This is a genomic window from Candidatus Arcticimaribacter forsetii, assembly GCF_910589745.1.
GTDB lineage: Bacteria > Bacteroidota > Bacteroidia > Flavobacteriales > Flavobacteriaceae > Arcticimaribacter > Arcticimaribacter forsetii.
On sequence record NZ_OU342399.1, the window covers coordinates 692,356 to 714,888 of the forward strand.

Sequence of the window (22,533 nt, forward strand, 5' to 3'; positions counted from 1 at the left end):
ACTATTCGAAAGTAAAATTAATGATAAGTCCTTGGGTAAATAGATTGTTAATGTTTGAGGTCCAAGGACTGTTTGGATCTACATCCTGAATAATTTCGTTGTCTACAGAAAACACCCCTCTAATCGAGGGTGAAAACTTGAAATAAGGGAGGTAAAAATCTACCCCAAAACCAATTTCGTAGTTATAGGTCTGACTTTGAACTCTAAAAACATTACTCGAATTGTCGTCACTACTTTTTTTATTACTAGAAAGATTAAAAGAAGTCGATATTCCACCAACAACATAGGGTTTGAAATTATTGACTCGAATTGAATTAAACTTTACTAAAAGTGGTAGGTGAATATAGGTGGACTTAACTTCCCTTATTCGATCTTGGTCTGTCAATAGATTGGGAGTTGCTTCCGGGTATAATAAATCTCTTTGAGAATAATATAAACCAGGTTCAAAGCGAAGGTTTAAATATTTATTAATTCTTAAGTCGCCAATTAATCCAACATTAAAACCTGTGTTTTTGACTAATTCTATGTCTGGAAGTCCTCTTCCATTGAGTGCTGAAGGCCCTGAATACGTTTTGTCGTATTCTATTTTGTAACCGTAATTATTAAAACCGACGAAATATCCGTAGTGTAAAAATTTTTGATCAAAATCTTGAAGGTTTTGAACACGCTCCCTAATAGTTGGGTATTGGGCGCATAGGGTACCTGCTCCCAAAAGGAAAAGTAAAAGTAAGAGTTTGTTTCTGTTTAACAGATTAGGGTTTTGTAGCACAATATATTGAAGACACCCCTAAGGTTTGTGGATTGTCTTCTACCTTTATAAACCCTGTTTTTTCCAAAATATTGTTGAAATCTTTTCCGTGTGGAAAAACTGCTGCAGAATTAGAGAGGTATTTGTACGCTGCACGATCTCGGGTAAATAGTTTTCCCATCAAAGGAACGATTACTTGAGTGTGAAATTGATATCCTTGTTTGAAGGGGAATTTGGTCGGAACAGCTGTTTCAAGAACAACTAACGTTCCTCCAGGTTTTAAAACTCTGAATATCTCAGAAAGTCCAACCGTTAAATTTTCGAAGTTTCTAACCCCAAAAGCAACCGTTACCGCGTCAAAAGTATGATCCTCATAATTTAATGCTTCACTGTCTCCAATAACCATTTCAATGGTATGGTCAAGTTTCTGCTCTTTGACTTTATCTTTTCCAACAGATAACATGCCTGGCGAAATGTCTAACCCAACAATTTTAGCAGCTTTAGTTTCAACAAGAGCAATTGCTAAATCTCCAGTTCCTGTAGCAATATCAAGAATTGTTTCTGGTTTTTTGTCAATTAAAAGTTTTACAACCCTTTTCCTCCATTTTATATCAATTCCTAGAGAAATCATACGATTTAAAAAATCGTAATTAGTCGAAATGCCATCAAACATTTGAGTGACTTGTTTCTTCTTGGAATCTTGCTGGTTAGCATAGGGTGTAACGCTCTTCTTCATAAGTTGCAAAGATAGATAATGAAGAAATTTTATCAACTATTTTAGTGTTTTTATTATCTCAGAATTAAATTAAATCATAATTTGAGACGGTAGTTAAGGTTTTTTAATCGAACAATAAACTTATTAGTATATTTGCTATGAGTTTATTTAATATTACTCTATGAAAATAATTATCGCAGGGGCTGGAGAAGTAGGATTTCATCTTGCTAAACTCCTTTCTTTCGAATCCCAAGATATTACTCTTATCGATACCGATAAAGAGCGTCTCAATTACGCTGAAAATAATCTTGATATTAAAACTATAAAGGGTGATGCTTGCTCTTTAACTCTAATTAGGGAAGCAAATGTTGGAGATTCTGATCTCTTTATATCCGTTACTGCACAAGAGACCACGAACATTACGATTTGTGCGCTTGCGAAACAGTTGGGCTGCAAGAAAACAATTGCGCGTATATCCAGTATAGAGTTTATAAATGCCTCCGATGGAGTCAGTTTTTCTGACCTGGGAGTAGATGAGCTTTTCTCTCCAGAAGAATTAGCAGCGGTAGAGATTCAACAATTGTTAGATCAGTCTGCTTTTAGCGATAGTTATGAATTTGAAGAAGGAGCTTTAACGCTTATTGGAACTACACTAGGTCCTACTGTTCCTTTCGTTGGAAAATCAATTAAGGAGGCTGCTACAATTTTCGCGGATTTGCATTTCATGCCTATTGCATTACAGCGAAAAGGTACCCAGTATACTATTATACCTCGTGGTGATACTGTGTTTGAAGCTCATGATCAGGTTTATTTTATAACACTGAAAGAAGGGGTTGAAGAATTATACAAGCTAACTGGTAAAACAAAAGAATCAATTAAAAATGTTATGATTCTTGGAGGAGGTAAAATTGGCCTAAATACAGCGAGGGAGTTGTGTGAAAAGAAATTTAGAGTTACCATAGTAGAGCAAAATAAAGCGAAAGCGTTTGATATAGCGGACCAGTTGCCAAATGCTATGGTAATTCATGGAGACGGTAGAAGTGTAGATTTGCTCGATGAAGAAGATATTGAATCAATGGACGCTTTTATTTCTGTAACAGAAAATTCTGAAACAAACATCATGTCCTGTTTGATGGCAAAATCTAAAAAAGTAAAGAAGGCCATTGCTCTAGTAGAAAACATGGATTATTTTCAGTTATCTCATTCTGTAGGAATTGACACGCTGATTAATAAAAAACTTCTTACAGCAAATACCATATTTAGATATATAAGAAGAGGAGAAGTTGTTGATATGACAACACTTACTAATATGAACGCAGAAATTTTAGAATTTATAGTAAAACCTGATTCTAAAGTAAACGGTTTAAGTATCCGTGATATTGATTTCCCAAGATCGGCAACTATTGGAGGGGTTATTAAAAATGGTGACGGTAAAATTGTCTTAGGTGATTATACCATTGAAGCTGGAGACCGAGTGGTCGTATGCTGCCTTCCGAGAGCCATTAGAAAAGTAGAAAGCTTATTCTTGTAGAATGCATAAAATAAATAAAGAAATTATAGCAAACCTAATGGGGGTACTTCTCCTATTTAACGGTGGGTTTATGTTATTATCTTCTTTGGTTAGTTTGGTAACCAAGGATGGAGTTACCGTTGAAATAACATCATCAGCTTTTTTGATTTTATTTTTAGGATTGTTCATCATGCTTTTGTCTAGAAATCATACGAAGCAAATTCAAAAAAGAGAAGGATATATCATTGTGAGTTTTGGCTGGGTATTAATGTCACTCTCCGGTATGCTTCCATATATATTTAGTGGAGTAATTCCAGACGTATCAAGTGCATTCTTCGAAACCATGTCAGGATATACTACAACCGGTTCTTCAATATTAACCGACATAGAATCTGTGCCAAAAGGTATTTTGTTTTGGCGAAGTACAACTCATTGGATCGGTGGTATGGGTATCATTGTTCTTGCAATTGCAATTTTACCCTTGCTAGGGATTGGTGGGATGCAGCTTTTTACAGCAGAAGCTCCAGGTCCAAGTAGCGATAAACTTCATCCAAGAATAACAGACACTGCAAAACGTTTGTGGTTTATATATGTAGGTTTCACTTTAGCTGAAACCTTACTTCTGTCCGTGGCTGGTATGAGTTTTTTTGATGCAATAAACCACGCTATGAGTACTGTGTCTACAGGTGGATTCTCTACTAAAAACTCAAGTGTCGCTTATTGGAATGATACTCCTGTAATTCAGTATATTATTACTTTTTTCATGCTGATTGCAGGTACTAATTTTGTTTTAAGTTATTTTGCCTTTACAGGTAAAATTCAAAAAATATTGAGGGATCAAGAGTTTAAGTTTTTTATAAAATTTATAGCTGTAGTTACTCTTTTGGTTACTGTAATTCTTTATAGTACTGTCGATATAACTAAGAGTTCGTTTGAGCACCCTCAGGTATTAGGAATCTTTGAAAGTTCTTTTAGGCATGCTTTTTTTCAAATAGTTGCTGTAATAACTACAACCGGTTTTGTTTCAGCTGATTTCACTTCCTGGACTCCTTTTCTTACCATTCTATTTTTTGGATTGATGTTTATGGGAGGTTCAGCGGGTTCAACATCAGGAGGAATTAAAGGTGTGCGTCACTTATTGATGATTAAAAGTGGTTTTTTGGAATTCAAACGAGCTTTGCATCCCAATGCAATTATTCAACCTCGATATAACAACTCTATCCTCAAAGAGGAAGTAATCCATAACATATATGCTTTCTTTATTTTGTATATGCTTTCTTTCATCATTGGAGCTTTAATTTTCAGCTTTCTCGGTTTGGATTTTGAATCAGCTATTGGAGTTGCTGCCTCTAGTTTAGGGAATGTTGGTCCCGCATTAGGAAGTTATGGACCCGCTTTTTCTTATAGCGATCTACCTCTTTTAGGAAAATGGTGGGCTTCTTTTTTAATGCTATTGGGAAGATTAGAGCTGTTTACAGTTCTAATTCTATTTACCCCATTTTTCTGGAAGAAACATTAATATCCATATTTATCCTCCCAACGCTCCTTTAAAAAAGAACGAATTGCATTTTCTTTGCTGTTTTGGCCGGGTTCAAATATTCTGGTATTGCTCAGTTCTTCCGGTAAAAATTCTTGATTAACAAAATTTAAATTGTAATCATGAGCGTATTGATATCCTTTCCCGTAATCTAAATCTTTCATAAGGGAACTGGCAGCATTTCTTAAGGGAAGAGGAACTTGCAAACTACCATGTTCATTTACTATTTCTTGAGCTTTTGAAATTGCTAAATAACTTGCATTACTTTTAGGACTAGTAGCCAAGTAAATTACACATTGAGAAAGGATTATTCTTGCTTCTGGATATCCAATAGCAGTTACGGCCTGAAATGTATTATTTGCAAGCACAAGAGCGGTTGGATTTGCGTTGCCAATATCTTCAGAAGCTAAGATTAATAATCTTCTTGCAATGAATTTAACATCTTCACCTCCTTCTATTAACCGAGCTAACCAATAAACAGCAGCATTTGGGTCACTGCCCCGAATAGATTTAATAAAAGCAGAGATTATATCGTAGTGTTGATCCCCATTTTTATCAAATAAAACAGTTTTGGTTTGTGCTTTTTCAAGGACAATTTCATCCGTAATATCAATCTCTTTTCCTTCTTGGCTCATTACAACCAATTCTAATAAAGATAACATTTTACGTGCGTCACCACCCGATAGTTTTAATAGGGCCTGATCTTCAACTAGGGTTACTTTTTTTTGTTTTAGAATTTCATCTTTCTCTAATGCTCTTTTAAGAAGTTCTTGTAAATCTTCTTTTAAAAGAGGTTTAAGAGTGTATACTTGGCATCGCGATAACAAGGCCTTTATTACTTCAAAACTTGGGTTTTCTGTAGTTGCTCCTATTAGCGTTACAAATCCCTTTTCAACCGCTCCAAGAAGCGAATCTTGTTGCGATTTACTAAATCTATGTATTTCGTCAATAAAAAGGAGAGGTCCTTTTTGTGTAAAAAGGCCACCGCTGTTTTTCGCTTTTTCAATTATATCACGAACTTCTTTTACGCCAGAATTTATAGCAGAGAGACTGTAGAATGGGCGGTCAATAATTTTAGACATCAACATGGCTAAAGTTGTTTTTCCGGTCCCTGGAGGTCCCCAAAAGATTAAAGAAGGTAGTTGCCCTGTTTTAAGAATAGGACGTAATGCACCTTGAGCACCAACTAAATGTTGTTGTCCTGCATACTCTTCAATAGTATGCGGTCTCATGCGTTCTGCTAAGGGTGCTATCATAGCACTAATATAATCAACTTAAGAGAATTTTCGTTGTCGGATTATTTCATAAAGAACAGTTCCGCAAGCAACGGCAACATTTAAAGAAGCTATAGCTCCTTCCATCGGGAGTTTAGCCTTTTCATTTACAATATTTAAAATACCTCTGGAAATTCCACGCTCTTCAGATCCCATGATAAGTGCTACAGGTTTTTGCAAGTCTTTTTCATAAACGGTATCGGCTGCCTTTTCTGTAATAGCTACAGGTGCTATGTCGTGCGCTTGTAAAAGGTAAATTGCGTCCTTTAGGTGATCCACCTTAGCAATGGGCACAGTAAATAATGCTCCCGCTGAGGTTTTAATTGTATCTGAGTTGATACGAGCACTTCCAGTTTGTGGTAATATAATTCCAGAAACTCCAGTTGCTGAAGCGCTTCTTATAATTGCGCCCAAATTTCGGGTGTCTGTGATATTATCTAATAAAAGAAAAATAGGAGTATTGTTAACCGCTAATACTTCTTCGATTAAAGTTTCAAGATTTGCATACGAGATAGGGGAGATGGTTGCTACAGCTCCTTGATGATTTTTATTAGAAAAACGGTCAAGTCTTTCTATAGGAACATAGCTGTGAGCAACTTTTTTTTCTCGAAGTAAATTTTCTAACTGTTTAAACAAGGGACTTCTTTGATCTTTTAGCAAATACACTTTTTCAAGATTTTGGTTTGCTTCTATACATTCTATTATAGCGCGTACGCCGAAGATTTCTTGTTTATCCATTTTTAAATTTTTTCAAAGCTAGTTGTTTCCTATGTTTTGTAAAAGAAATATTGGGGTAAAAAAAAACCCGCCAACTTGGCGGGTTAATTTATAGTAGTTTCAAAATATTATCTCCAACCTCCATTAGATACGTCAACACCAGGAGTACCTTGAGTACCACCAAATGTATAGTTGTCTGCAGGGATAGACTCTAAAGCTTTCCCAGGAACAGGGAAATGTAATAAAGTTCCAGCTTGAAGATTGTCAAAACCTCTCATTTCAAAGAAAGAAATTCCCATTGAAGCAAGTGGCATTTCAACTAATCTTTCGTAACGAATAGCAGCAAGTACTTCAGCAGCACCAGTTCCAACAGGAGCAAGTTGACCACGTGTAGTTCTTGTACCCGCGTTAATTATTGCAGCAGCAGCAGCGTTGTTTCCTAATCTGTGCTCAGCTTCAGCTAAGTACATTTCTGTTTCAGCTACAGGTAGCTCAACAGTTGGAACAGTCCACTCACTGATGTATGTATTGTAACGACCGTAACGGTAAGAAGAGTAGTGATATTCACCACGCTCTGGTCTGAAGTTTTGACCTGCAAGGTATTCATAGTCAGACTCTAATCTTGCATCAGCAGAAGTTGCTGGGTCAAGAATAGTAGTACCAGCTGGCCAGTAGTCAGGGTAACTTGGATCCATTGCGTGAATAACACGTAGATCAATTCTAGCCCATCCTGGGTAAACTAAGTACGTTTTGAAATAGTCATACCATACGGTATCATCATGATAAATATCATAATCAGTAGTAATACCTCCTTGAGCGTAAGATTTAACTCTTGCCCAGTCTGTTCCAGCTCTTTCAGAGCTGTTACGAGCATTACCAACTAATAAACGAGCTCCGTAGCTGCTCATAATTTTAGCAAATGCAGCACTTGACATGTCTCCACCACCGTTTAACCAGCTATCTGGAACAGTAAAACTGTTTGAATTTGCGATTGCAATTGCTTGATCTAATTTAGCCAATGCAAAATCCATTGCAGCAGCATAACCAGCAGCGTCATCACCAACAACACCAGTTTCGTCAGATAACCAAACTTTATCAAAAATAAGAGCGTTGTATCCGATTGTTAATGCTTGACCAAATTTAGCCATTGCATCAATTAGGTTAGTATTGTCTCCAAAGTCAGTACCATTAGAAACAGCTAATGCAAGTGTATTCGCATCTGAAAGACTAGAATATAGTGCATTAAAAAAGTCATTAGTAATGAATTGGTTACCATAAGCAACCCCATTGTTCCAAGCTACACGTGGTTCACTTGAAAGGTCACGCATTCCAACGTTACCCCAAGAACAAGAAGAAGCATCAGCCATTGTGTTCAATGCCATACCTGGACCATAGTAGTTAGAAGTTGTCATATAAATAGCATTGAACAATCCTGCCGCAGTCGCTTCTAAAGCAACCGGGTCACTTGTAAGGATGTTGTCATTCGGGTTTTCGAGGTTTTCAACCTCTAGTTCTGTTTCAAATGAATCACAGCTTACTACAGCTAGGAACATAAATGAAACATAAACTAAATTTTTAAATAAACTTTTCATAGATTAAAATTTTAATTTTAGTGATAATGAGTAAGAAGTTTGAGTAGGGTAAACTCCGTAATCAACTGAGAAATACTGTTGCGTATCACTACTGTAGTTGGTTACTTCAGGATCCCATCCTTGGTAATCTGTAAATGTTAAAAGATTTCTTCCGATAAGGCTCAACTTAGCATCCTTGATGAACTTAGTTCTAGCAAGCATTTCTCTGTCGAAGTTATAGGAAACACTAACCTCTCTTAATTTAACAAACGAACCATCTTCTACCCAAAACTTGTTAGCTCTGTTTACGTCATATAAAGACCCATAATAGTTTTGTGTCTTTTTCTCATTCTCTGGTTTCCCAGCCTGATCTACGATTGCATTACGAGATGAAATAGTATTCCACTGCGCATTACGATTGTAGATGTCTCCTCCAGATTTCCAATCCCATAACATATAGAAATCTATATTTTTATATGAGAAGTTAGAAGTAATTCCAACTCTAAAATCAGCATTTTGATTTCCAATTTCCTCAAAAACAGCAACACCATCTTCATCAACTTTAGTGATAGCAGCTTCGTCAACAGTACCTACAAGTGCAGATTCAACAACAACACCATCAGCGTTAACTTCGTATTCACTAATTGTACGACCATCAGGAAGTTGTGCAGCCATATCTGCTAGGTTATAAACAAAAGATCTACCCCACATCGTTCCAAATTCAATACCTTCTTTAAGTAAGAATAATGCATCAGAACCAACTTGTTGTTGTGGAGCGTTAAGAGCATTGATTTGGTTTGTAGTGCTAGCGTAGTTTACACCAACATCCCAACGCATGTTTTCAGTATTCAAAACGTTAGCTTTTATAGTTGCTTCAATAGTTGTTGCTTGAAGATCACCAACATTTTGCCATTGTCTGTTTTTTCCAGCATTTGCAGGAGAGAACAATCCAACAAGCATAAACTGATCAGAAGTTTCTGCATCAGAGTAAGCTGCTTCTAAAGTGAAACGATCAAGGAAACTTACGTTAAGTCCAATTTCTGTTTCAGCAGATAAAGATGGCTTTAAGTCTGGGTTACCTTTTAATCGGTTCGAGCTTAATGTTCCACCGCTTAGAGCAGTTTGCTCATATTGCCAGTTAAATCCAGGACGTTGACCCGAAGTACCGTACGCTACATTAACTTTCATTTCTTGTACTCCAGGGATCGTTATGTCCTCAGATATACGCCATGCAGCAGAAATACGAGAGTAGTTGTTCCATTTTTCGTTAACACCGAATAAAGAAGAACCATCACGACGTACTAGAGCATCCATGATGTATTTTTCTTTGTAAGTAACACCTGCAATGAAGAACATGTTCTGTGCACGTACTACAGTAACGTCAGAATTAGCAGTTACATCTTCACCATCAAAGTTGTCTAAAGAAGGAAGACCGGAGTAAAGGTAATCGTTACCACTAGCACTAAATTGTTCGTAAGAATTATCTTCCGCTAAGTAACTTAATTTTGCTTTTACGTCAAAGTCACCAAACTCTTGTCTGTAGTTAAGAGTAGCTTGAGCCTTTTGAGATAATTGGTAGTAGTTGTTTTTGTACAAGCTACCTTTACTATATCCAAATCCTACAGGATCACCAGTTGTAATGTATGTACTGTAAGGATTGTGGCTACTATATCTGTAGTTATCACTTTCAAAAGAGTACTCTAATTCAGCAGTTAATACTGGTGAAATGTTGTAACGTAAGTTATAACCTCCTAAGAAACGAGATTGCTTAGCTAAACGATCAGGTGTAGCTAATTGATAAAGTGGGTTATCAATCTCACTTTCGTGTGGATCAGGATTATACCAGTAAGGCTGACCATCAGGATTGTCTAACGTAAGATTAGCATCAGGACTTAAACGACTTACAGTTCTGTACCCTTCTGAACCAATACCTGGAGCGTAGTCTCTAATTTGAATGAATGCATTCGATGCAGAAAACGTTAGTTTTTCATTGATGTTGTAATCAATGTTTGCACGAATACTTGTTCTTTTATATCCTTCAGTTTCGTTTAGTACCCCTTCGTTAGTATAGTTTTCGAAAGAGAATAAAGTTGAAGTTTTCTCGTCACCAGAACTAACAGAAACGTAGTTCGTAGTGTTCATACCTTTTTTAAAGAATAAGCTTTGGAAGTCATTATAAACTCCAAAAGGATTATCTGAGTAACCGTCAGCAGAAAGAGTTCTAGCTCCACCTACATATTGATCCCCTGCAGCAGCGTATACACTTTGGAAGTTCTCTGGGTAAATCATCCCAGCTAATTTCGTGTATTGCCCTTGATACTGTTGCCAGTCATCAGCTAACTCCCATGCGTGAGATTGGTTAGTTTTAATGAAGTTTGTGATTTCATTAAATCCAGTCTCAGTTCTGTATGTGATTTCAGTTTTACCAATCTTACCTCTTTTAGAAGTAATTACGATAACCCCGTTACCTGCACGAGAACCATAAAGAGAAGAAGCAGATGCTCCTTTAACGATCTCAAAAGATGCAATGTCATCAACGTTGATGTCACCAAGACCACCTTCTACAAATACACCGTCAAGAATAACTAAAGGCTCTTGAGATCCATAGAAGTTAGTAGCACCTCTCAATACGATAGTTGCTCCAGCTCCAGGACGTCCAAGATTAGTAATTGTAACCCCAGCTACTTTCCCCATTAAAGCTCCAGATGCAGAACTAGCAGGTACTGCTTCAATATCATCCGCATTTACAGAAGCTACTGTTACAGAAAGTTTCTTTCTAGAAGTTGCATCTGCAACCCCAGAAACAATAACCTCATCTAGTTCATTGTCAGCTTCAAGTGAAACACTGATAGAATCTGATGACCCTACTGTTTGAGATGAAGTTTGATAGCCCATGAAGCTGATCTCAAGTACAGCTCCTTCTGAAACTTCGATAGAGTAGTTTCCATCAAAATCAGTACTGACACCATTAGTGGTACCTTGCTCTACAACAGATGCACCAGGAAGTGGAAGACCACTGTCATCTGTTACAACACCTGTTACTGTTTTTTGCGCCAATGCACTGAATGCTACAAGCATCATTGCAGACGTTAATAGTAATAGTTTTTTCATATTAATATATATAGTTAATAATTTGTTAACGAAAATATGAAATATTAAGAATACCACCTAATTGTTTCACTTTAAATTTAAATTATTAAACAAAACCCTTGTTATTGTTGAGTTTAGATAAATTTTGGATCTGTATTATTGCCCAATTTTAAGGGTATTTTGGTCTTATTTAACCATATTTTATTACTCGTAAACTTCTAATTTTATCAAAATTTTAACATTTTTTAAATTATTAATTTTTGTTTAGAAATGATTTTGAATAATTGTAAATTAATTGAATACTTTAAATGTGGTTCCTATTAAGTTCGATTATCTTTGTAAAAGATTTCATGTTATTCTATGACTACAATAGACTTCATTAATAGGGTAAATTATTTTTCTTCTTCAAATCAACCCTTTTTCTTTTTGATTGATTTTGAAAAGAAAAAACCTGTGGTTTTTTCTTTGGAGGAAGCTAAAGAACAAGGAGTTTTATTCGCTATTAAAGATACATCTAATGTTAATCAAGAAGCGGTGGATGAATGTAACCTGAATTTAAATCTTAAAAAACCCAAAGCTGCACGGTACGAAAAAGCATTTAAAAAAGTTCAGGAGCATCTTTTTAGAGGAGACAGTTACCTTGTTAACTTAACTTTTCCCACAGAAGTTGATTTTGACGGAAATTTAAAAGATCTTTTCTACCAATCGATCAGTCCTTATAAATTACTATACAAAGACGATTTCGTTAGTTACTCCCCCGAGTGTTTTGTTAAAATAATTGATGGTAAAATTTTTTCTTACCCAATGAAAGGAACAATTTCCTCTTCAGTTATAAATGCTCAAGAAAAAGTATTGAGCAATCCAAAGGAAATCGCTGAACACGCTACAATTGTCGATCTAATAAGAAACGACTTGTCTACTTATGCTAAAGAAGTTCGTGTGAATCGCTTTCGTTATATAGATCAGATACAAACCGAAGATGAAACCCTGCTTCAAGTTAGTTCAGAAATTGAAGGCGTTCTTAAGTCCGATTGGAAGAATAATCTGGGGAGCCTTTTGTGGGACATGCTCCCGGCAGGTTCTATTTCTGGAGCTCCTAAAAAAAAGACCTTGGAAATTATTAAATCTGTTGAAGATGGCGAACGAGGTTATTATACCGGTATTTATGGTTTCTTTGACGGTACCAATCTGGACAGCGCTGTAGCCATTCGGTTTTTAGAGAAAAAAGACGACTCTTTTTTTTACAGGAGTGGAGGAGGAATTACAGCTCAAAGCAATTGTAAGGAAGAGTTTCAAGAACTTTTAGATAAAATATATGTACCCACTGTTTGAGTCTATTCGAGTTGAAGGAGGTAACGTTCATTTGCTCCAATACCATCAAAAACGCTTAGAGCGTTCCTATCTTTATATGTTTAAGAAAAAGTGTGCTTGGCAGTTAAACTCCATGATTCCAGAATTGCCTAAAGAAAGATCATATAAATTACGCTTCTTATATAATAAAGACCGGTTTACTTTTGAATTACTTCCTTATACCTCAAGAAAGATAGAATGTTTAAAACTAATAGAAATCGATTCTTATTCTTACGATCATAAGTTTACCGACCGATCGGGTCTTGATAACGCCTATAAACTTCGAGGGGACTGTGATGACGTTTTGCTAACCAAAAACGGGTTTTTAACCGATACTTCTTATTGTAATATTTTATTATTTGACGGAACTAAGTGGGTTACTCCAGAAAAGCCTCTTTTTGAAGGGGTTCAAAGGGAGTTTTTAATTGACCAACAACGAGTAATACCCATGCAGATTCATGTTAATGACCTTTCAGATTTTATTTCTTTCCAGCTGGTCAACGCGCTGAATCCGTTTGAAGAAAACCAATTTGAAGCTGTTGGGGGGATTGTATAAAAAAACCACCCTTTATGGGTGGTTTTATAAAATTTAGTTGGTAACTGGTTTAGTTTACATCCCAAAATATTTTTGTAGTTTGTAAATCTCCACCAATTGAGCTGCTAGCAGCTATCAGCAGAACCTACCATAACAGATGAAGATATTGATATTCCCGAACCTTTTGTTCCTTTACGTCCTTTTTTAGTTGTAATAATTATAGCTCCGTTTGAAGCTCTTGATCCGTATAATGCTGTTGCAGCTCCACCTTTTAAAACAGACATAGTCGCAATATCGTCAGGATTAATGTCAGATGCAGCATTTCCGTAATCATATCCACCTCTTCCTTTAGTTTGATTATTCGTATTCCCAGTAGAATTTATTAAGCGTGTGCCATCAATTATTATAAGAGCTTGGTTATTTCCAGTAACAGATGAAGATCCACGTATAATTATGTTTGTACTTCCTCCTAGAGTTCCTGAAGATTTAATATCTAACCCTGCAACTTCTCCAGATAATGCATCAAAGATGTTAGTTGCTTTCACATCTGAGATATCACTTCCACCAGCTGTTTGGGTTGCATATCCAAGACTTTTTTTGGTTCTTGTTATGCCCAATGCAGTAGTTACAACAACTTCATCTAACTCATTATCAGTTACAAGTGTTACCCTGTAACTATCTTGGCTTCCAATTACGATGCGTTGGTCAGAATAACCAATATAGCTAACTATAAGCACATCCCCTAGAGAAGCTTCAATACTATAATTTCCGTCAAAATCGGAGGTAGACCCCCGGGTTGTTCCGTCTACTAAAATGGTAGCCCCTGGAAGAGGCCCTCCAAGATCATCGAGTACCGTTCCCGATACAGTCTTTTGTTGCGCATTCCCTACGGAAAACGTAAACATCCCAATAAGGGATAAAAAGAAATAAAGTTTCTGATTTAATTTGATTTTAATTTGTTGTGAAAAGTCACAATATTATGTTAAAACCAAACTAATAACCTGTCTAAATTATTCGTATATCCTATGATTTTCAGTTTTTAAGGGTCATTTTAAGCATTAATTATTCATTATATTAATTATTGAGTTTTTATACTTTTTAAAAGTTAATTTTTCCATAAAAAGAGCAGCTATTTTAATGAAAAGAGAGGTAGTGTATACGGATTGTTTTTCTTGGAATTTAAATCCAATTTTTTTGTGAGAGATAAGGAATAAGTTTCCCTTTATTTAATTCAAGTTTTTTCTAATTGTTAATAAAAAAATCCTAAACCTTTATTTTTTAGGTTAAATCAGTTTGAATCCTAAAAAAAGATTCTTACATTTGCAGCCCTTTAAAAAGGGAATAATATAAAAATATATATGCCAACTATTGCACAATTAGTACGAAAAGGAAGAGTCACCATTACCAAGAAGAGTAAATCGGCTGCTTTGGATTCGTGTCCACAAAGAAGAGGAGTATGCACTCGTGTTTACACTACGACTCCTAAAAAACCAAATTCAGCAATGCGTAAAGTAGCACGTGTTCGTTTGACCAATGGTAAAGAAGTCAATGCATACATCCCTGGAGAAGGACATAACCTCCAAGAGCACTCGATAGTATTGGTACGTGGCGGAAGAGTTAAAGATTTACCAGGTGTTCGTTATCACATCGTAAGAGGAGCATTGGATACAGCCGGAGTAGAAGGCCGTCTTCAAAGAAGATCTAAATACGGAGCAAAACGACCAAAGAAGTAAAAAAACATCAACTCTTTAAGCATCAATTATGAGAAAAAGACAAGCAAAAAAACGTCCATTACTACCGGATCCAAAATTTAATGACCAATTGGTTACGCGTTTTGTGAACATGATCATGTGGGACGGAAAAAAATCAGTTGCTTTCCGAATTTTTTACGACGCTATGGCGATCGTAGAGGAACGTAACCAAGACGAAGAAAAAACCCCATTAGAAATATGGAAAGAAGCACTTTCCAATGTGATGCCTCACGTAGAAGTACGTAGCCGTCGTGTTGGTGGAGCAACCTTCCAAATTCCAATGCAAATTCGTCCAGACCGAAAGGTATCACTTGCAATGAAATGGATGATTTCTTACGCTCGTAAGCGTAACGAAAAAACTATGGCTTTGCGTTTAGCGAATGAGGTACTTGCAGCTTCTAAAGAAGAAGGTGCTGCTGTTAAGAAGCGTTTAGATACGCACAAGATGGCAGAAGCAAACAAAGCCTTTTCACATTTTAGATTCTAAACGTAAACAACAACTACTGATACATTTATCATGGCAAGAGATTTAAAATTTACAAGAAATATTGGGATTGCTGCTCACATTGACGCAGGAAAGACCACGACTACAGAACGTGTATTATTTTACACAGGTGTAAGTCATAAAATTGGAGAAGTGCACGATGGTGCAGCTACTATGGACTGGATGGAGCAAGAGCAAGAGCGTGGTATTACCATTACCTCTGCTGCTACAACTTGTACATGGAACTTCCCTACGGAACAAGGTAAGTCCTTAAACGATACAAAACCATACCACTTTAATATTATTGATACTCCCGGCCACGTTGATTTTACCGTGGAGGTTAACCGTTCTCTTCGTGTACTCGATGGGTTGGTTTTCTTGTTTTCAGCAGTTGATGGTGTTGAGCCACAATCTGAAACAAACTGGAGATTAGCAGATAACTACAAAGTGCCTCGTATTGGATTCGTAAACAAAATGGACCGTCAAGGTTCAAATTTCCTTGGTGTTTGTACCCAAGTAAAAGAAATGTTGAAGTCTAACGCAGTGCCAATTGTACTTAACATTGGTGACGAAGAAGACTTCAGAGGTATTGTTGACCTAGTTAAAAACCGTGCAATTGTTTGGCACGATGATAACTTTGGTTCTACGTTTGACGTAGTGGAGATTCCAGACGATATGAAAGAAGAGGCAAGAAAATACCGAGCACTTCTTATTGAAGAAGTTGCTGGTTATGACGAGAACCTTCTTGAAAAATTCATGGAAGATGAAGATTCAATTACTGAAGACGAAGTGCACGCAGCATTGAGAGCAGCAGTAATGGATATGTCTATTATTCCTATGGTTTGTGGATCTGCCTTTAAAAACAAAGGAGTTCAATTTTTATTAGACTCTGTATGTCGCTATTTACCTTCACCAGAAGATAAAGAAGGGATTACAGGTACTGATCCATCAACTGGAGTTGAAATTATAAGAAAACCATCTGTAAGCGAACCGTTTGCAGCACTAGCATTTAAGATTGCTACAGATCCTTTCGTAGGACGTTTAGCTTTCTTCCGTGCATACTCTGGTCGTTTAGATGCAGGTTCTTATGTATTGAACAACCGTTCCGGTAAAAAAGAACGTATTTCACGTATTTACCAGATGCACTCAAATAAACAAAACTCTATCGATTATATCGAAGCAGGAGATATTGGAGCAGCAGTTGGATTTAAATCCATCAAAACTGGAGATACTTTATCAGCAGAAAAGAGCCCAATTATTTTGGAATCTATGGACTTTCCAGATCCAGTAATCGGTATTGCTGTTGAACCAAAAACAAAAGCAGATGTAGATAAGTTAGGTATGGCTCTAGGAAAGCTAGCCGAAGAAGATCCTACCTTCCAAGTAAAAACAGATGAGGCTTCTGGCCAAACTATTATTTCTGGAATGGGAGAGCTTCACTTAGATATTATCGTGGACCGTTTAAGAAGAGAATTTAAAGTAGAGGTTAACCAAGGTCAGCCACAAGTAGAATACAAAGAAGCACTTACTGCTTCAGCAGAACACCGTGAGGTTTATAAGAAGCAATCTGGTGGACGTGGTAAATTCGCAGATATTGTATTTACAATTGAGCCTGCAGAAGAAGGTAAAACTGGACTTGAATTTATCAACTTAATCAAAGGGGGTAACGTTCCCAAAGAATATGTACCAGCAGTTGAAAAAGGATTTAAAGATTCCATGTTAAATGGACCTTTAGCTGGATTCGAAGTTGATGCAATGAAAATTACTTTAAAGGATGGATCATTCCACCCAGTGGATTCAGATTCACTATCCTTTGAATTAGCAGCTAAAATGGGCTTTAAAGCTTCAGCAAAAGCAGCGAAAGCTGTAATAATGGAGCCGATCATGAAAGTTGAAGTATTGACTCCTGAAGAAAACATGGGAGATATTGTAGGAGACCTTAACAAACGTCGTGGACAAGTAAATGCCATGGATGATCGTGCAGGTTCTAAAGTTGTAAAAGCTTTAGTGCCACTTTCAGAAATGTTCGGTTATGTAACCTCATTAAGAACACTTTCATCAGGTAGAGCAACTTCTACTATGGAATTTTCACATTACGAAGCAACTCCAGCTAACATCTCGCAAGAGGTAATTGCAGAGGTTAACGGTCAAAAATCTTAAATCATTAGTACGATGAGTCAAAAAATTAGAATTAAATTAAAATCTTACGATTACAACTTAGTAGACAAATCTGCTGATAAAATTGTAAAAACAGTAAAAACTACAGGTGCTGTAGTAACGGGTCCTATTCCATTACCAACACACAAAAAAATCTTTACTGTATTACGTTCACCTCACGTTAATAAGAAGTCAAGAGAGCAATTTCAATTGTGTTCTTACAAGCGTTTATTGGACATCTACAGTTCGTCTTCTAAAACAATTGATGCTTTAATGAAGCTTGAATTGCCAAGTGGAGTAGAAGTAGAGATCAAAGTTTAAGTACAAGTAATTACTACGAGTAAAAAATAAATAATTAATTAATTAAATAATCAATATGTCTGGGTTAATAGGAAAAAAAATCGGTATGACCAGCCTCTTTGACGAGCAAGGGAAAAATATTCCTTGTACGGTAATTGAGCTAGGACCATGCGTGGTTACCCAAGTCAGAACCGAAGAGGTTGACGGGTATAGCGCGCTTCAACTTGGTTTCGATGACAAGGCAGAAAAGAGAGCAACTAACGCTGCTCTTGGGCACTTCAAAAAGGCCAACACTGTACCTAAAAAGAAAGTCGTTGAATTCCAAGATTTTGAAGAAGAGTACAAATTAGGAGACACATTAACAGTTGAGCTTTTTAAAGAAGGTGAGTTTGTTGATGTATCAGGAACATCTAAAGGAAAAGGTTTCCAAGGGGTTGTAAAGCGTCATGGTTTTGCTGGAGTAGGTCAAGCGACCCACGGTCAGCACAACCGTCTACGTGCACCGGGATCGATTGGAGCAGCTTCTTATCCTGCACGTGTATTCAAAGGAATGCGTATGGCAGGTCAAATGGGAACTGACAAAGTAAAAGTACAGAACTTAAAAGTGTTAAAAGTAGTTGCTGAAAAGAACCTACTTGTTGTTAAAGGAGCAGTTCCTGGTCACAAAAACGCTTATGTAATCGTTGAGAAATAATGGAAGTAGCTGTAGTAGACATTCAAGGAAAAAAAACAGGAAGGAAAGTTAAACTTTCAGAAGCTGTTTTCGGTATTGAGCCTAACACGCACGCTGTTTATTTAGATGTAAAATCACATCTTGCAAACAAACGTCAAGGTACTCATAAAGCCAAAGAACGTGGTGAAATCAAAGGAAGTACACGTAAGATTAAAAAACAAAAAGGAACCGGTACAGCTCGTGCAGGGTCTATAAAAAATCCACTTTTTAGAGGTGGAGGTCGTGTTTTTGGTCCACGTGTTCGTGATTATAGCCAAAAAGTAAATAAGAAAGTTAAGCGTTTAGCGCGTAAATCTGCTTTAACAATTAAAGCTCAAGAGAACGCAATTATCGTTTTAGAAGACTTTCAATTTGACACTCCAAAAACTGCAAATTATCTTAATGTTTTAAAGTCTTTAGGACTTGAAAACAAAAAGTCTGTTGTAGTGTTGGCTGAGCCAAATAAAAATGTATATTTGTCATCGCGCAATATAAAACATTCTCAAGCCGTAACAAGCTCAGAATTAAACACTTACAAAATAGTCAATACAAACAGTTTGGTTTTATTTGAAAGTGCAGTTGCCGGAATAGAAACCCTTTTGAACAAAGCATAGCGTTATGAGTATTTTAATCAAGCCTATCATTACCGAGAAAGCAACAGCAGATAGCGAAATGAACAATTGCTATACTTTTCTTGTTTCAACCACTTCTAACAAAGTAGAGATCAAGAAAGCAGTAGAAGCAACTTATGGAGTTTCTGTAGAAAAAGTAAGAACCTTAAGATATGGTGCTGAGCGTAAAACACGTTACACCAAAACAGGTCTTCAAAAAGGAAAAACGAATAGCACCAAAAAAGCAATCATTCAGGTTGCCGATGGGGATGCTATTGATTTTTATAGTAATCTTTAACAGCGTCACATGTCAGTTAGAAAATTAAAACCGATAACACCCGCGCAGCGTTTTAGAGTAGTAAATGGATTTGACGCAATTACTACTGATAAGCCGGAGAAGAGTTTGTTGGCTCCGAAGAAGCGTAGTGGTGGAAGAAACAACACAGGAAAAATGACCATGCGCCATGTTGGTGGAGGTCACAAGAGAAGATATCGTATCATCGATTTCAAACGTAACAAATTTGATGTTACTGCAGAAGTATTGTCGATTGAATACGATCCAAACCGTACTTCATTTATTGCACTTGTGCAATACAAAGACGGGGAGAAGCGATACATCATCGCTCAAAATGGTTTACAGGTAGGACAAGAAGTTTCCTCTGGAGCGTCAGCCTCTCCAGAAGTAGGAAATGCACTTCCATTATCTGCTATACCATTAGGAACAATTATCTCTTGTATAGAATTACGTCCAGAAGCTGGAGCTAGTATTGCACGAAGTGCAGGATCTTTTGCTCAGTTAATGGCACGTGATGGAAAATACGCAACGGTTAAATTACCGTCCGGAGAAACACGTTTAATCTTAGTAACCTGTATGGCTACAATTGGAGCTGTATCGAACTCAGATCATCAATTACTTGTTTCAGGTAAAGCCGGTCGTTCTCGTTGGTTAGGAAGACGTCCACGTACACGTCCTGTTGCAATGAACCCTGTCGATCACCCAATGGGTGGTGGTGAAGGCCGTGCATCTGGAGGACACCCACGTAACCGTAATGGAGTGCCTGCTAAAGGATTCCGTACGCGTTCCAAGACAAAAGCGAGTAGTAAATTTATTATCGAACGTAGAAAAAAATAAACAACTATGGGACGTTCATTAAAAAAAGGACCCTTTGTACACCACAGCCTTGAAAAAAAGGTAGTGGCTAATGTAGAGTCAAACAGTAAGTCAGTTATTAAAACATGGTCTCGTGCCTCTTTAATTACTCCTGATTTCGTGGGACAAACAATTGCAGTACACAACGGAAGACAATTTATTCCTGTATATGTTACAGAGAATATGGTAGGACATAAACTTGGCGAATTTTCACCAACACGATCGTATCGTGGACATGGTGGAGCCAAAAATAAAGGTAAAAAATAATAGCTCATGGGAAATCGTAAAAGACTAGCAGCAGAAGCTATTAAAGAAGCGAAAAAATCGCTTGCTTTTGCTAAACTAAATAACTGTCCAACATCACCTCGTAAAATGCGACTAGTTGCAGATTTAGTAAGAGGAGAAGAAGTTAACAAAGCACTTGCTATTTTAAAATTTAATCCAAAAGAAGCTTCTCGTAGATTAGAGAAACTTTTACTTTCTGCTCTTGCAAACTGGCAAGCTAAGAATGAGGACGGAGATATAGAAAAAGCAGCTCTTTTTGTAAAGGAAATTCGTGTAGACGGAGGAAGTATGTTAAAACGACTACGTCCAGCACCACAAGGAAGAGCACATCGAATTCGTAAACGTTCGAATCATGTGACTTTAGTTTTAGGATCAAACAATTTAGACAACTAATATGGGACAAAAAACTAACCCAATAGGAATACGTTTAGGAATCATCCGTGGATGGGACTCAAACTGGTATGGAGGAAATGACTACGGCGATAAAATCGCTGAAGATTATAAGATCCGTAAATATATTCATGCACGTTTAGCTAAGGCTAGTGTTTCAAACGTAATTATTGAGCGTACGCTTAAATTAATCACGGTAACAATCACTACTGCTCGTCCAGGAATTATTATCGGTAAAGCCGGACAAGAAGTTGATAAATTGAAAGAAGAGTTGAAGAAAATTACCTCTAAGGAAATTCAAATCAACATCTTTGAAATCAAACGTCCAGAATTAGATGCACGTTTAGTAGGAGCAAGTATTGCTCGTCAAATCGAAGGTCGTATTTCTTACAGAAGAGCGATTAAGATGGCTATTGCAGCTGCGATGCGTATGAATTCTGAAGGAATTAAAGTTCAAATCTCTGGTCGTTTAAACGGTGCGGAGATGGCACGTTCTGAAACTTACAAAGACGGTCGAATTCCATTATCTACCTTTAGAGCTGATATTGATTATGCACTTGTTGAAGCACATACAACATACGGTAGATTAGGGATTAAAGTTTGGATCATGAAAGGTGAGGTATACGGAAAGCGTGAGCTTTCACCCTTAGTTGGAATGTCTAAAAAGACGAATTCACCAGGAGGTGCAAAGAATAATAATTCACGTCAACGACGCAGAAAATAATTGAATAAGTAATTAAGTAGGTAATCATGTTACAACCTAAAAGAACAAAATTCCGTAAAGCACAGAAAGGCCGTATGAAAGGTCTAGCGCAAAGAGGAAGTCAGCTTTCAAATGGAATGTTTGGTATCAAGTCACTTGATGCGAAATTTATAACTTCTCGTCAAATCGAAGCTGCACGTATTGCTGCAACTCGTTATATGAAACGTGAAGGTCAGCTATGGATAAAAATATTTCCGGATAAGCCAATTACTAAAAAGCCATTAGAAGTACGTATGGGTAAAGGTAAAGGGGCACCAGAATATTTCGTTGCTGTTGTTAAACCAGGACGTATTTTATTTGAAATATCGGGAGTACCTCACGATGTAGCAAAAGAAGCATTACGTCTTGCAGCACAAAAATTGCCTGTAAAAACTAAATATATCGTTGCTCGAGATTTTCAAGCTTAAAACAGCGAAAGCATTATGAAACAATCTGAAATAAAAAACCTTTCTTTAGAGGACTTAAGAGATAAGCTAGCAGAGAGTCAAAAACAATTGACTGATATGCGTATGGCACATGCCATTACTCCACTAGAGAATCCATTGCAGCTTAGAGCCGCACGCAAAGTCGTGGCCCGTCTCCTTACTGCTATAACCGAAAGAGAACAAGAAAGCTTAGTAGAAAATGGAAAATAGAAATCTAAGAAAAGAAAGAATTGGTGTTGTAACCAGTAACAAAATGGAGAAATCTATTGTTGTTTCTGAAGTTAAACGAGTAAAACACCCGATGTATGGGAAGTTCGTACTTAAGACCAAAAAATATGTTGCACACGACGACACAAACGATTGCAACATCGGTGATACCGTTAAAATCATGGAAACTCGACCTTTGAGTAAATCAAAGTGCTGGAGACTTGTAGAAATATTAGAAAGAGCTAAGTAAG

The 22,533-nt window shown here is 36.9% G+C and carries 25 protein-coding genes; 18 read left to right on the forward strand and 7 right to left on the reverse strand.

The window, feature by feature from the left end:
- Position 1: 1 nt before the first annotated feature.
- Together porT and ubiE are read right to left on the reverse strand one after the other, a co-directional pair.
- Complete coding sequence (gene porT, locus NG655_RS03255; protein ID WP_473700866.1) at positions 2–751, reverse strand: type IX secretion/gliding motility protein PorT/SprT; 750 nt, start codon at positions 749–751, stop codon at positions 2–4.
- A gap of 1 nt (position 752) precedes the next feature.
- The gene (gene ubiE, locus NG655_RS03260) at positions 753–1,484 is read right to left on the reverse strand and encodes a bifunctional demethylmenaquinone methyltransferase/2-methoxy-6-polyprenyl-1,4-benzoquinol methylase UbiE (RefSeq protein ID WP_252157916.1); all 732 of its coding nucleotides are present in this window, start codon (positions 1,482–1,484) and stop codon (positions 753–755) included.
- Positions 1,485–1,644: 160 nt separating this feature from the next.
- Between ubiE and trkA the strand changes: the two genes are divergently transcribed.
- Together trkA and NG655_RS03270 are read left to right on the forward strand one after the other, a co-directional pair.
- Positions 1,645–2,994 (forward strand): Trk system potassium transporter TrkA, encoded by a 1,350-nt coding sequence (gene trkA / locus NG655_RS03265; protein ID WP_252157917.1) that lies wholly within the window; start codon positions 1,645–1,647, stop codon positions 2,992–2,994.
- 1 nt (position 2,995) lies between these two features.
- Complete coding sequence (locus NG655_RS03270; RefSeq protein WP_252157918.1) at positions 2,996–4,492, forward strand: TrkH family potassium uptake protein; 1,497 nt, start codon at positions 2,996–2,998, stop codon at positions 4,490–4,492.
- Here the strand turns inward: NG655_RS03270 and NG655_RS03275 are convergent.
- The 4 genes from NG655_RS03275 to NG655_RS03290 form a co-directional block, all read right to left on the reverse strand.
- Positions 4,489–5,766 (reverse strand): replication-associated recombination protein A, encoded by a 1,278-nt coding sequence (locus NG655_RS03275; RefSeq protein WP_252157919.1) that lies wholly within the window; start codon positions 5,764–5,766, stop codon positions 4,489–4,491. The genes NG655_RS03270 and NG655_RS03275 overlap by 4 nt on opposite strands.
- Before the next feature lie 18 nt (positions 5,767–5,784).
- Entirely contained in the window at positions 5,785–6,522 is a 738-nt protein-coding gene (gene rlmB / locus NG655_RS03280) for a 23S rRNA (guanosine(2251)-2'-O)-methyltransferase RlmB (RefSeq protein WP_252157920.1), read from the reverse strand.
- A gap of 107 nt (positions 6,523–6,629) precedes the next feature.
- Complete coding sequence (locus NG655_RS03285; RefSeq protein WP_252157921.1) at positions 6,630–8,093, reverse strand: RagB/SusD family nutrient uptake outer membrane protein; 1,464 nt, start codon at positions 8,091–8,093, stop codon at positions 6,630–6,632.
- A gap of 3 nt (positions 8,094–8,096) precedes the next feature.
- Positions 8,097–11,183: a SusC/RagA family TonB-linked outer membrane protein gene (locus NG655_RS03290; RefSeq protein WP_252157922.1), complete on the reverse strand. Its 3,087-nt coding sequence runs from the start codon at positions 11,181–11,183 to the stop codon at positions 8,097–8,099.
- 339 nt (positions 11,184–11,522) lie between these two features.
- On the opposite strand from NG655_RS03290, the gene NG655_RS03295 reads away from it, so the two are divergent.
- Positions 11,523–12,494, forward strand: coding sequence for an aminodeoxychorismate synthase component I (locus NG655_RS03295; RefSeq protein ID WP_252157923.1), 972 nt, complete (start codon positions 11,523–11,525; stop codon positions 12,492–12,494).
- Positions 12,478–13,068: an aminotransferase class IV gene (locus NG655_RS03300; RefSeq protein WP_252157924.1), complete on the forward strand. Its 591-nt coding sequence runs from the start codon at positions 12,478–12,480 to the stop codon at positions 13,066–13,068. The genes NG655_RS03295 and NG655_RS03300 overlap by 17 nt, the downstream gene beginning before the upstream one ends.
- A gap of 104 nt (positions 13,069–13,172) precedes the next feature.
- On the opposite strand, the gene NG655_RS03305 is transcribed toward NG655_RS03300, so the two are convergent.
- Positions 13,173–13,952 (reverse strand): TonB-dependent receptor plug domain-containing protein, encoded by a 780-nt coding sequence (locus NG655_RS03305; RefSeq protein ID WP_252157925.1) that lies wholly within the window; start codon positions 13,950–13,952, stop codon positions 13,173–13,175.
- Between the two features lie 453 nt (positions 13,953–14,405).
- Here NG655_RS03305 and rpsL point away from each other — a divergent pair, with 453 nt between their 5' ends.
- Genes rpsL through rpsQ form a run of 14 tightly spaced genes read left to right on the forward strand, consistent with a single transcriptional unit; the run spans position 14,406 to position 22,532 of the window.
- Entirely contained in the window at positions 14,406–14,780 is a 375-nt protein-coding gene (rpsL, locus tag NG655_RS03310) for a 30S ribosomal protein S12 (protein WP_252157926.1), read from the forward strand.
- 28 nt (positions 14,781–14,808) lie between these two features.
- Positions 14,809–15,285 (forward strand): 30S ribosomal protein S7, encoded by a 477-nt coding sequence (gene rpsG / locus NG655_RS03315; RefSeq protein WP_252157927.1) that lies wholly within the window; start codon positions 14,809–14,811, stop codon positions 15,283–15,285.
- Positions 15,286–15,315: 30 nt separating this feature from the next.
- Positions 15,316–17,442 carry an elongation factor G gene (gene fusA, locus NG655_RS03320; protein WP_252157928.1) on the forward strand — a complete coding sequence of 709 codons (2,127 nt, stop codon included), beginning with the start codon at positions 15,316–15,318 and terminating at the stop codon, positions 17,440–17,442.
- A gap of 12 nt (positions 17,443–17,454) precedes the next feature.
- Positions 17,455–17,760, forward strand: a complete 306-nt coding sequence (rpsJ, locus tag NG655_RS03325) for a 30S ribosomal protein S10 (RefSeq protein ID WP_252157929.1) — start codon at positions 17,455–17,457, stop codon at positions 17,758–17,760.
- A 55-nt stretch (positions 17,761–17,815) separates the two neighbouring features.
- Entirely contained in the window at positions 17,816–18,433 is a 618-nt protein-coding gene (gene rplC, locus NG655_RS03330) for a 50S ribosomal protein L3 (RefSeq protein WP_252157930.1), read from the forward strand.
- Positions 18,433–19,065: a 50S ribosomal protein L4 gene (gene rplD / locus NG655_RS03335; RefSeq protein WP_252157931.1), complete on the forward strand. Its 633-nt coding sequence runs from the start codon at positions 18,433–18,435 to the stop codon at positions 19,063–19,065. The genes rplC and rplD overlap by 1 nt, the downstream gene beginning before the upstream one ends.
- 4 nt (positions 19,066–19,069) lie before the next feature.
- A complete protein-coding gene (rplW, locus tag NG655_RS03340; RefSeq protein WP_252157932.1) occupies positions 19,070–19,360 on the forward strand; it encodes a 50S ribosomal protein L23 in 291 nt (96 codons plus the stop codon).
- 9 nt (positions 19,361–19,369) lie between these two features.
- Positions 19,370–20,194, forward strand: coding sequence for a 50S ribosomal protein L2 (gene rplB / locus NG655_RS03345; protein WP_252157933.1), 825 nt, complete (start codon positions 19,370–19,372; stop codon positions 20,192–20,194).
- Positions 20,195–20,200: 6 nt separating this feature from the next.
- The gene (rpsS, locus tag NG655_RS03350) at positions 20,201–20,479 is read left to right on the forward strand and encodes a 30S ribosomal protein S19 (RefSeq protein ID WP_252157934.1); all 279 of its coding nucleotides are present in this window, start codon (positions 20,201–20,203) and stop codon (positions 20,477–20,479) included.
- 6 nt (positions 20,480–20,485) lie between these two features.
- Positions 20,486–20,890: a 50S ribosomal protein L22 gene (gene rplV / locus NG655_RS03355; RefSeq protein ID WP_252157935.1), complete on the forward strand. Its 405-nt coding sequence runs from the start codon at positions 20,486–20,488 to the stop codon at positions 20,888–20,890.
- Between the two features lies 1 nt (position 20,891).
- Positions 20,892–21,611 carry a 30S ribosomal protein S3 gene (gene rpsC, locus NG655_RS03360; protein ID WP_252157936.1) on the forward strand — a complete coding sequence of 240 codons (720 nt, stop codon included), beginning with the start codon at positions 20,892–20,894 and terminating at the stop codon, positions 21,609–21,611.
- Between the two features lie 26 nt (positions 21,612–21,637).
- The gene (gene rplP / locus NG655_RS03365) at positions 21,638–22,057 is read left to right on the forward strand and encodes a 50S ribosomal protein L16 (RefSeq protein WP_252157937.1); all 420 of its coding nucleotides are present in this window, start codon (positions 21,638–21,640) and stop codon (positions 22,055–22,057) included.
- 15 nt (positions 22,058–22,072) lie between these two features.
- On the forward strand, positions 22,073–22,285 hold the full coding sequence (gene rpmC / locus NG655_RS03370; protein ID WP_252157938.1) for a 50S ribosomal protein L29: 213 nt from the start codon (positions 22,073–22,075) through the stop codon (positions 22,283–22,285).
- Complete coding sequence (gene rpsQ / locus NG655_RS03375; protein ID WP_252157939.1) at positions 22,275–22,532, forward strand: 30S ribosomal protein S17; 258 nt, start codon at positions 22,275–22,277, stop codon at positions 22,530–22,532. Before rpmC ends, rpsQ begins: the two co-directional genes overlap by 11 nt.
- Position 22,533: the final 1 nt, after the last annotated feature.

Bases quoted from the DNA above. Each gene is read 5' to 3' on its own strand.
- ubiE (WP_252157916.1), bottom strand. From the start codon at position 1,484: ATGAAGAAGAGCGTTACACCCTATGCTAACCAGCAAGATTCCAAGAAG.
- trkA (WP_252157917.1), top strand. From the start codon at position 1,645: ATGAAAATAATTATCGCAGGGGCTGGAGAAGTAGGATTTCATCTTGCT.
- NG655_RS03270 (WP_252157918.1), top strand. From the start codon at position 2,996: ATGCATAAAATAAATAAAGAAATTATAGCAAACCTAATGGGGGTACTT.
- NG655_RS03275 (WP_252157919.1), bottom strand. From the start codon at position 5,766: ATGATAGCACCCTTAGCAGAACGCATGAGACCGCATACTATTGAAGAG.
- rlmB (WP_252157920.1), bottom strand. From the start codon at position 6,522: ATGGATAAACAAGAAATCTTCGGCGTACGCGCTATAATAGAATGTATA.
- NG655_RS03285 (WP_252157921.1), bottom strand. From the start codon at position 8,093: ATGAAAAGTTTATTTAAAAATTTAGTTTATGTTTCATTTATGTTCCTA.
- NG655_RS03290 (WP_252157922.1), bottom strand. From the start codon at position 11,183: ATGAAAAAACTATTACTATTAACGTCTGCAATGATGCTTGTAGCATTC.
- NG655_RS03295 (WP_252157923.1), top strand. From the start codon at position 11,523: ATGACTACAATAGACTTCATTAATAGGGTAAATTATTTTTCTTCTTCA.
- NG655_RS03300 (WP_252157924.1), top strand. From the start codon at position 12,478: ATGTACCCACTGTTTGAGTCTATTCGAGTTGAAGGAGGTAACGTTCAT.
- NG655_RS03305 (WP_252157925.1), bottom strand. From the start codon at position 13,952: ATGTTTACGTTTTCCGTAGGGAATGCGCAACAAAAGACTGTATCGGGA.
- rpsL (WP_252157926.1), top strand. From the start codon at position 14,406: ATGCCAACTATTGCACAATTAGTACGAAAAGGAAGAGTCACCATTACC.
- rpsG (WP_252157927.1), top strand. From the start codon at position 14,809: ATGAGAAAAAGACAAGCAAAAAAACGTCCATTACTACCGGATCCAAAA.
- fusA (WP_252157928.1), top strand. From the start codon at position 15,316: ATGGCAAGAGATTTAAAATTTACAAGAAATATTGGGATTGCTGCTCAC.
- rpsJ (WP_252157929.1), top strand. From the start codon at position 17,455: ATGAGTCAAAAAATTAGAATTAAATTAAAATCTTACGATTACAACTTA.
- rplC (WP_252157930.1), top strand. From the start codon at position 17,816: ATGTCTGGGTTAATAGGAAAAAAAATCGGTATGACCAGCCTCTTTGAC.
- rplD (WP_252157931.1), top strand. From the start codon at position 18,433: ATGGAAGTAGCTGTAGTAGACATTCAAGGAAAAAAAACAGGAAGGAAA.
- rplW (WP_252157932.1), top strand. From the start codon at position 19,070: ATGAGTATTTTAATCAAGCCTATCATTACCGAGAAAGCAACAGCAGAT.
- rplB (WP_252157933.1), top strand. From the start codon at position 19,370: ATGTCAGTTAGAAAATTAAAACCGATAACACCCGCGCAGCGTTTTAGA.
- rpsS (WP_252157934.1), top strand. From the start codon at position 20,201: ATGGGACGTTCATTAAAAAAAGGACCCTTTGTACACCACAGCCTTGAA.
- rplV (WP_252157935.1), top strand. From the start codon at position 20,486: ATGGGAAATCGTAAAAGACTAGCAGCAGAAGCTATTAAAGAAGCGAAA.
- rpsC (WP_252157936.1), top strand. From the start codon at position 20,892: ATGGGACAAAAAACTAACCCAATAGGAATACGTTTAGGAATCATCCGT.
- rplP (WP_252157937.1), top strand. From the start codon at position 21,638: ATGTTACAACCTAAAAGAACAAAATTCCGTAAAGCACAGAAAGGCCGT.
- rpmC (WP_252157938.1), top strand. From the start codon at position 22,073: ATGAAACAATCTGAAATAAAAAACCTTTCTTTAGAGGACTTAAGAGAT.
- rpsQ (WP_252157939.1), top strand. From the start codon at position 22,275: ATGGAAAATAGAAATCTAAGAAAAGAAAGAATTGGTGTTGTAACCAGT.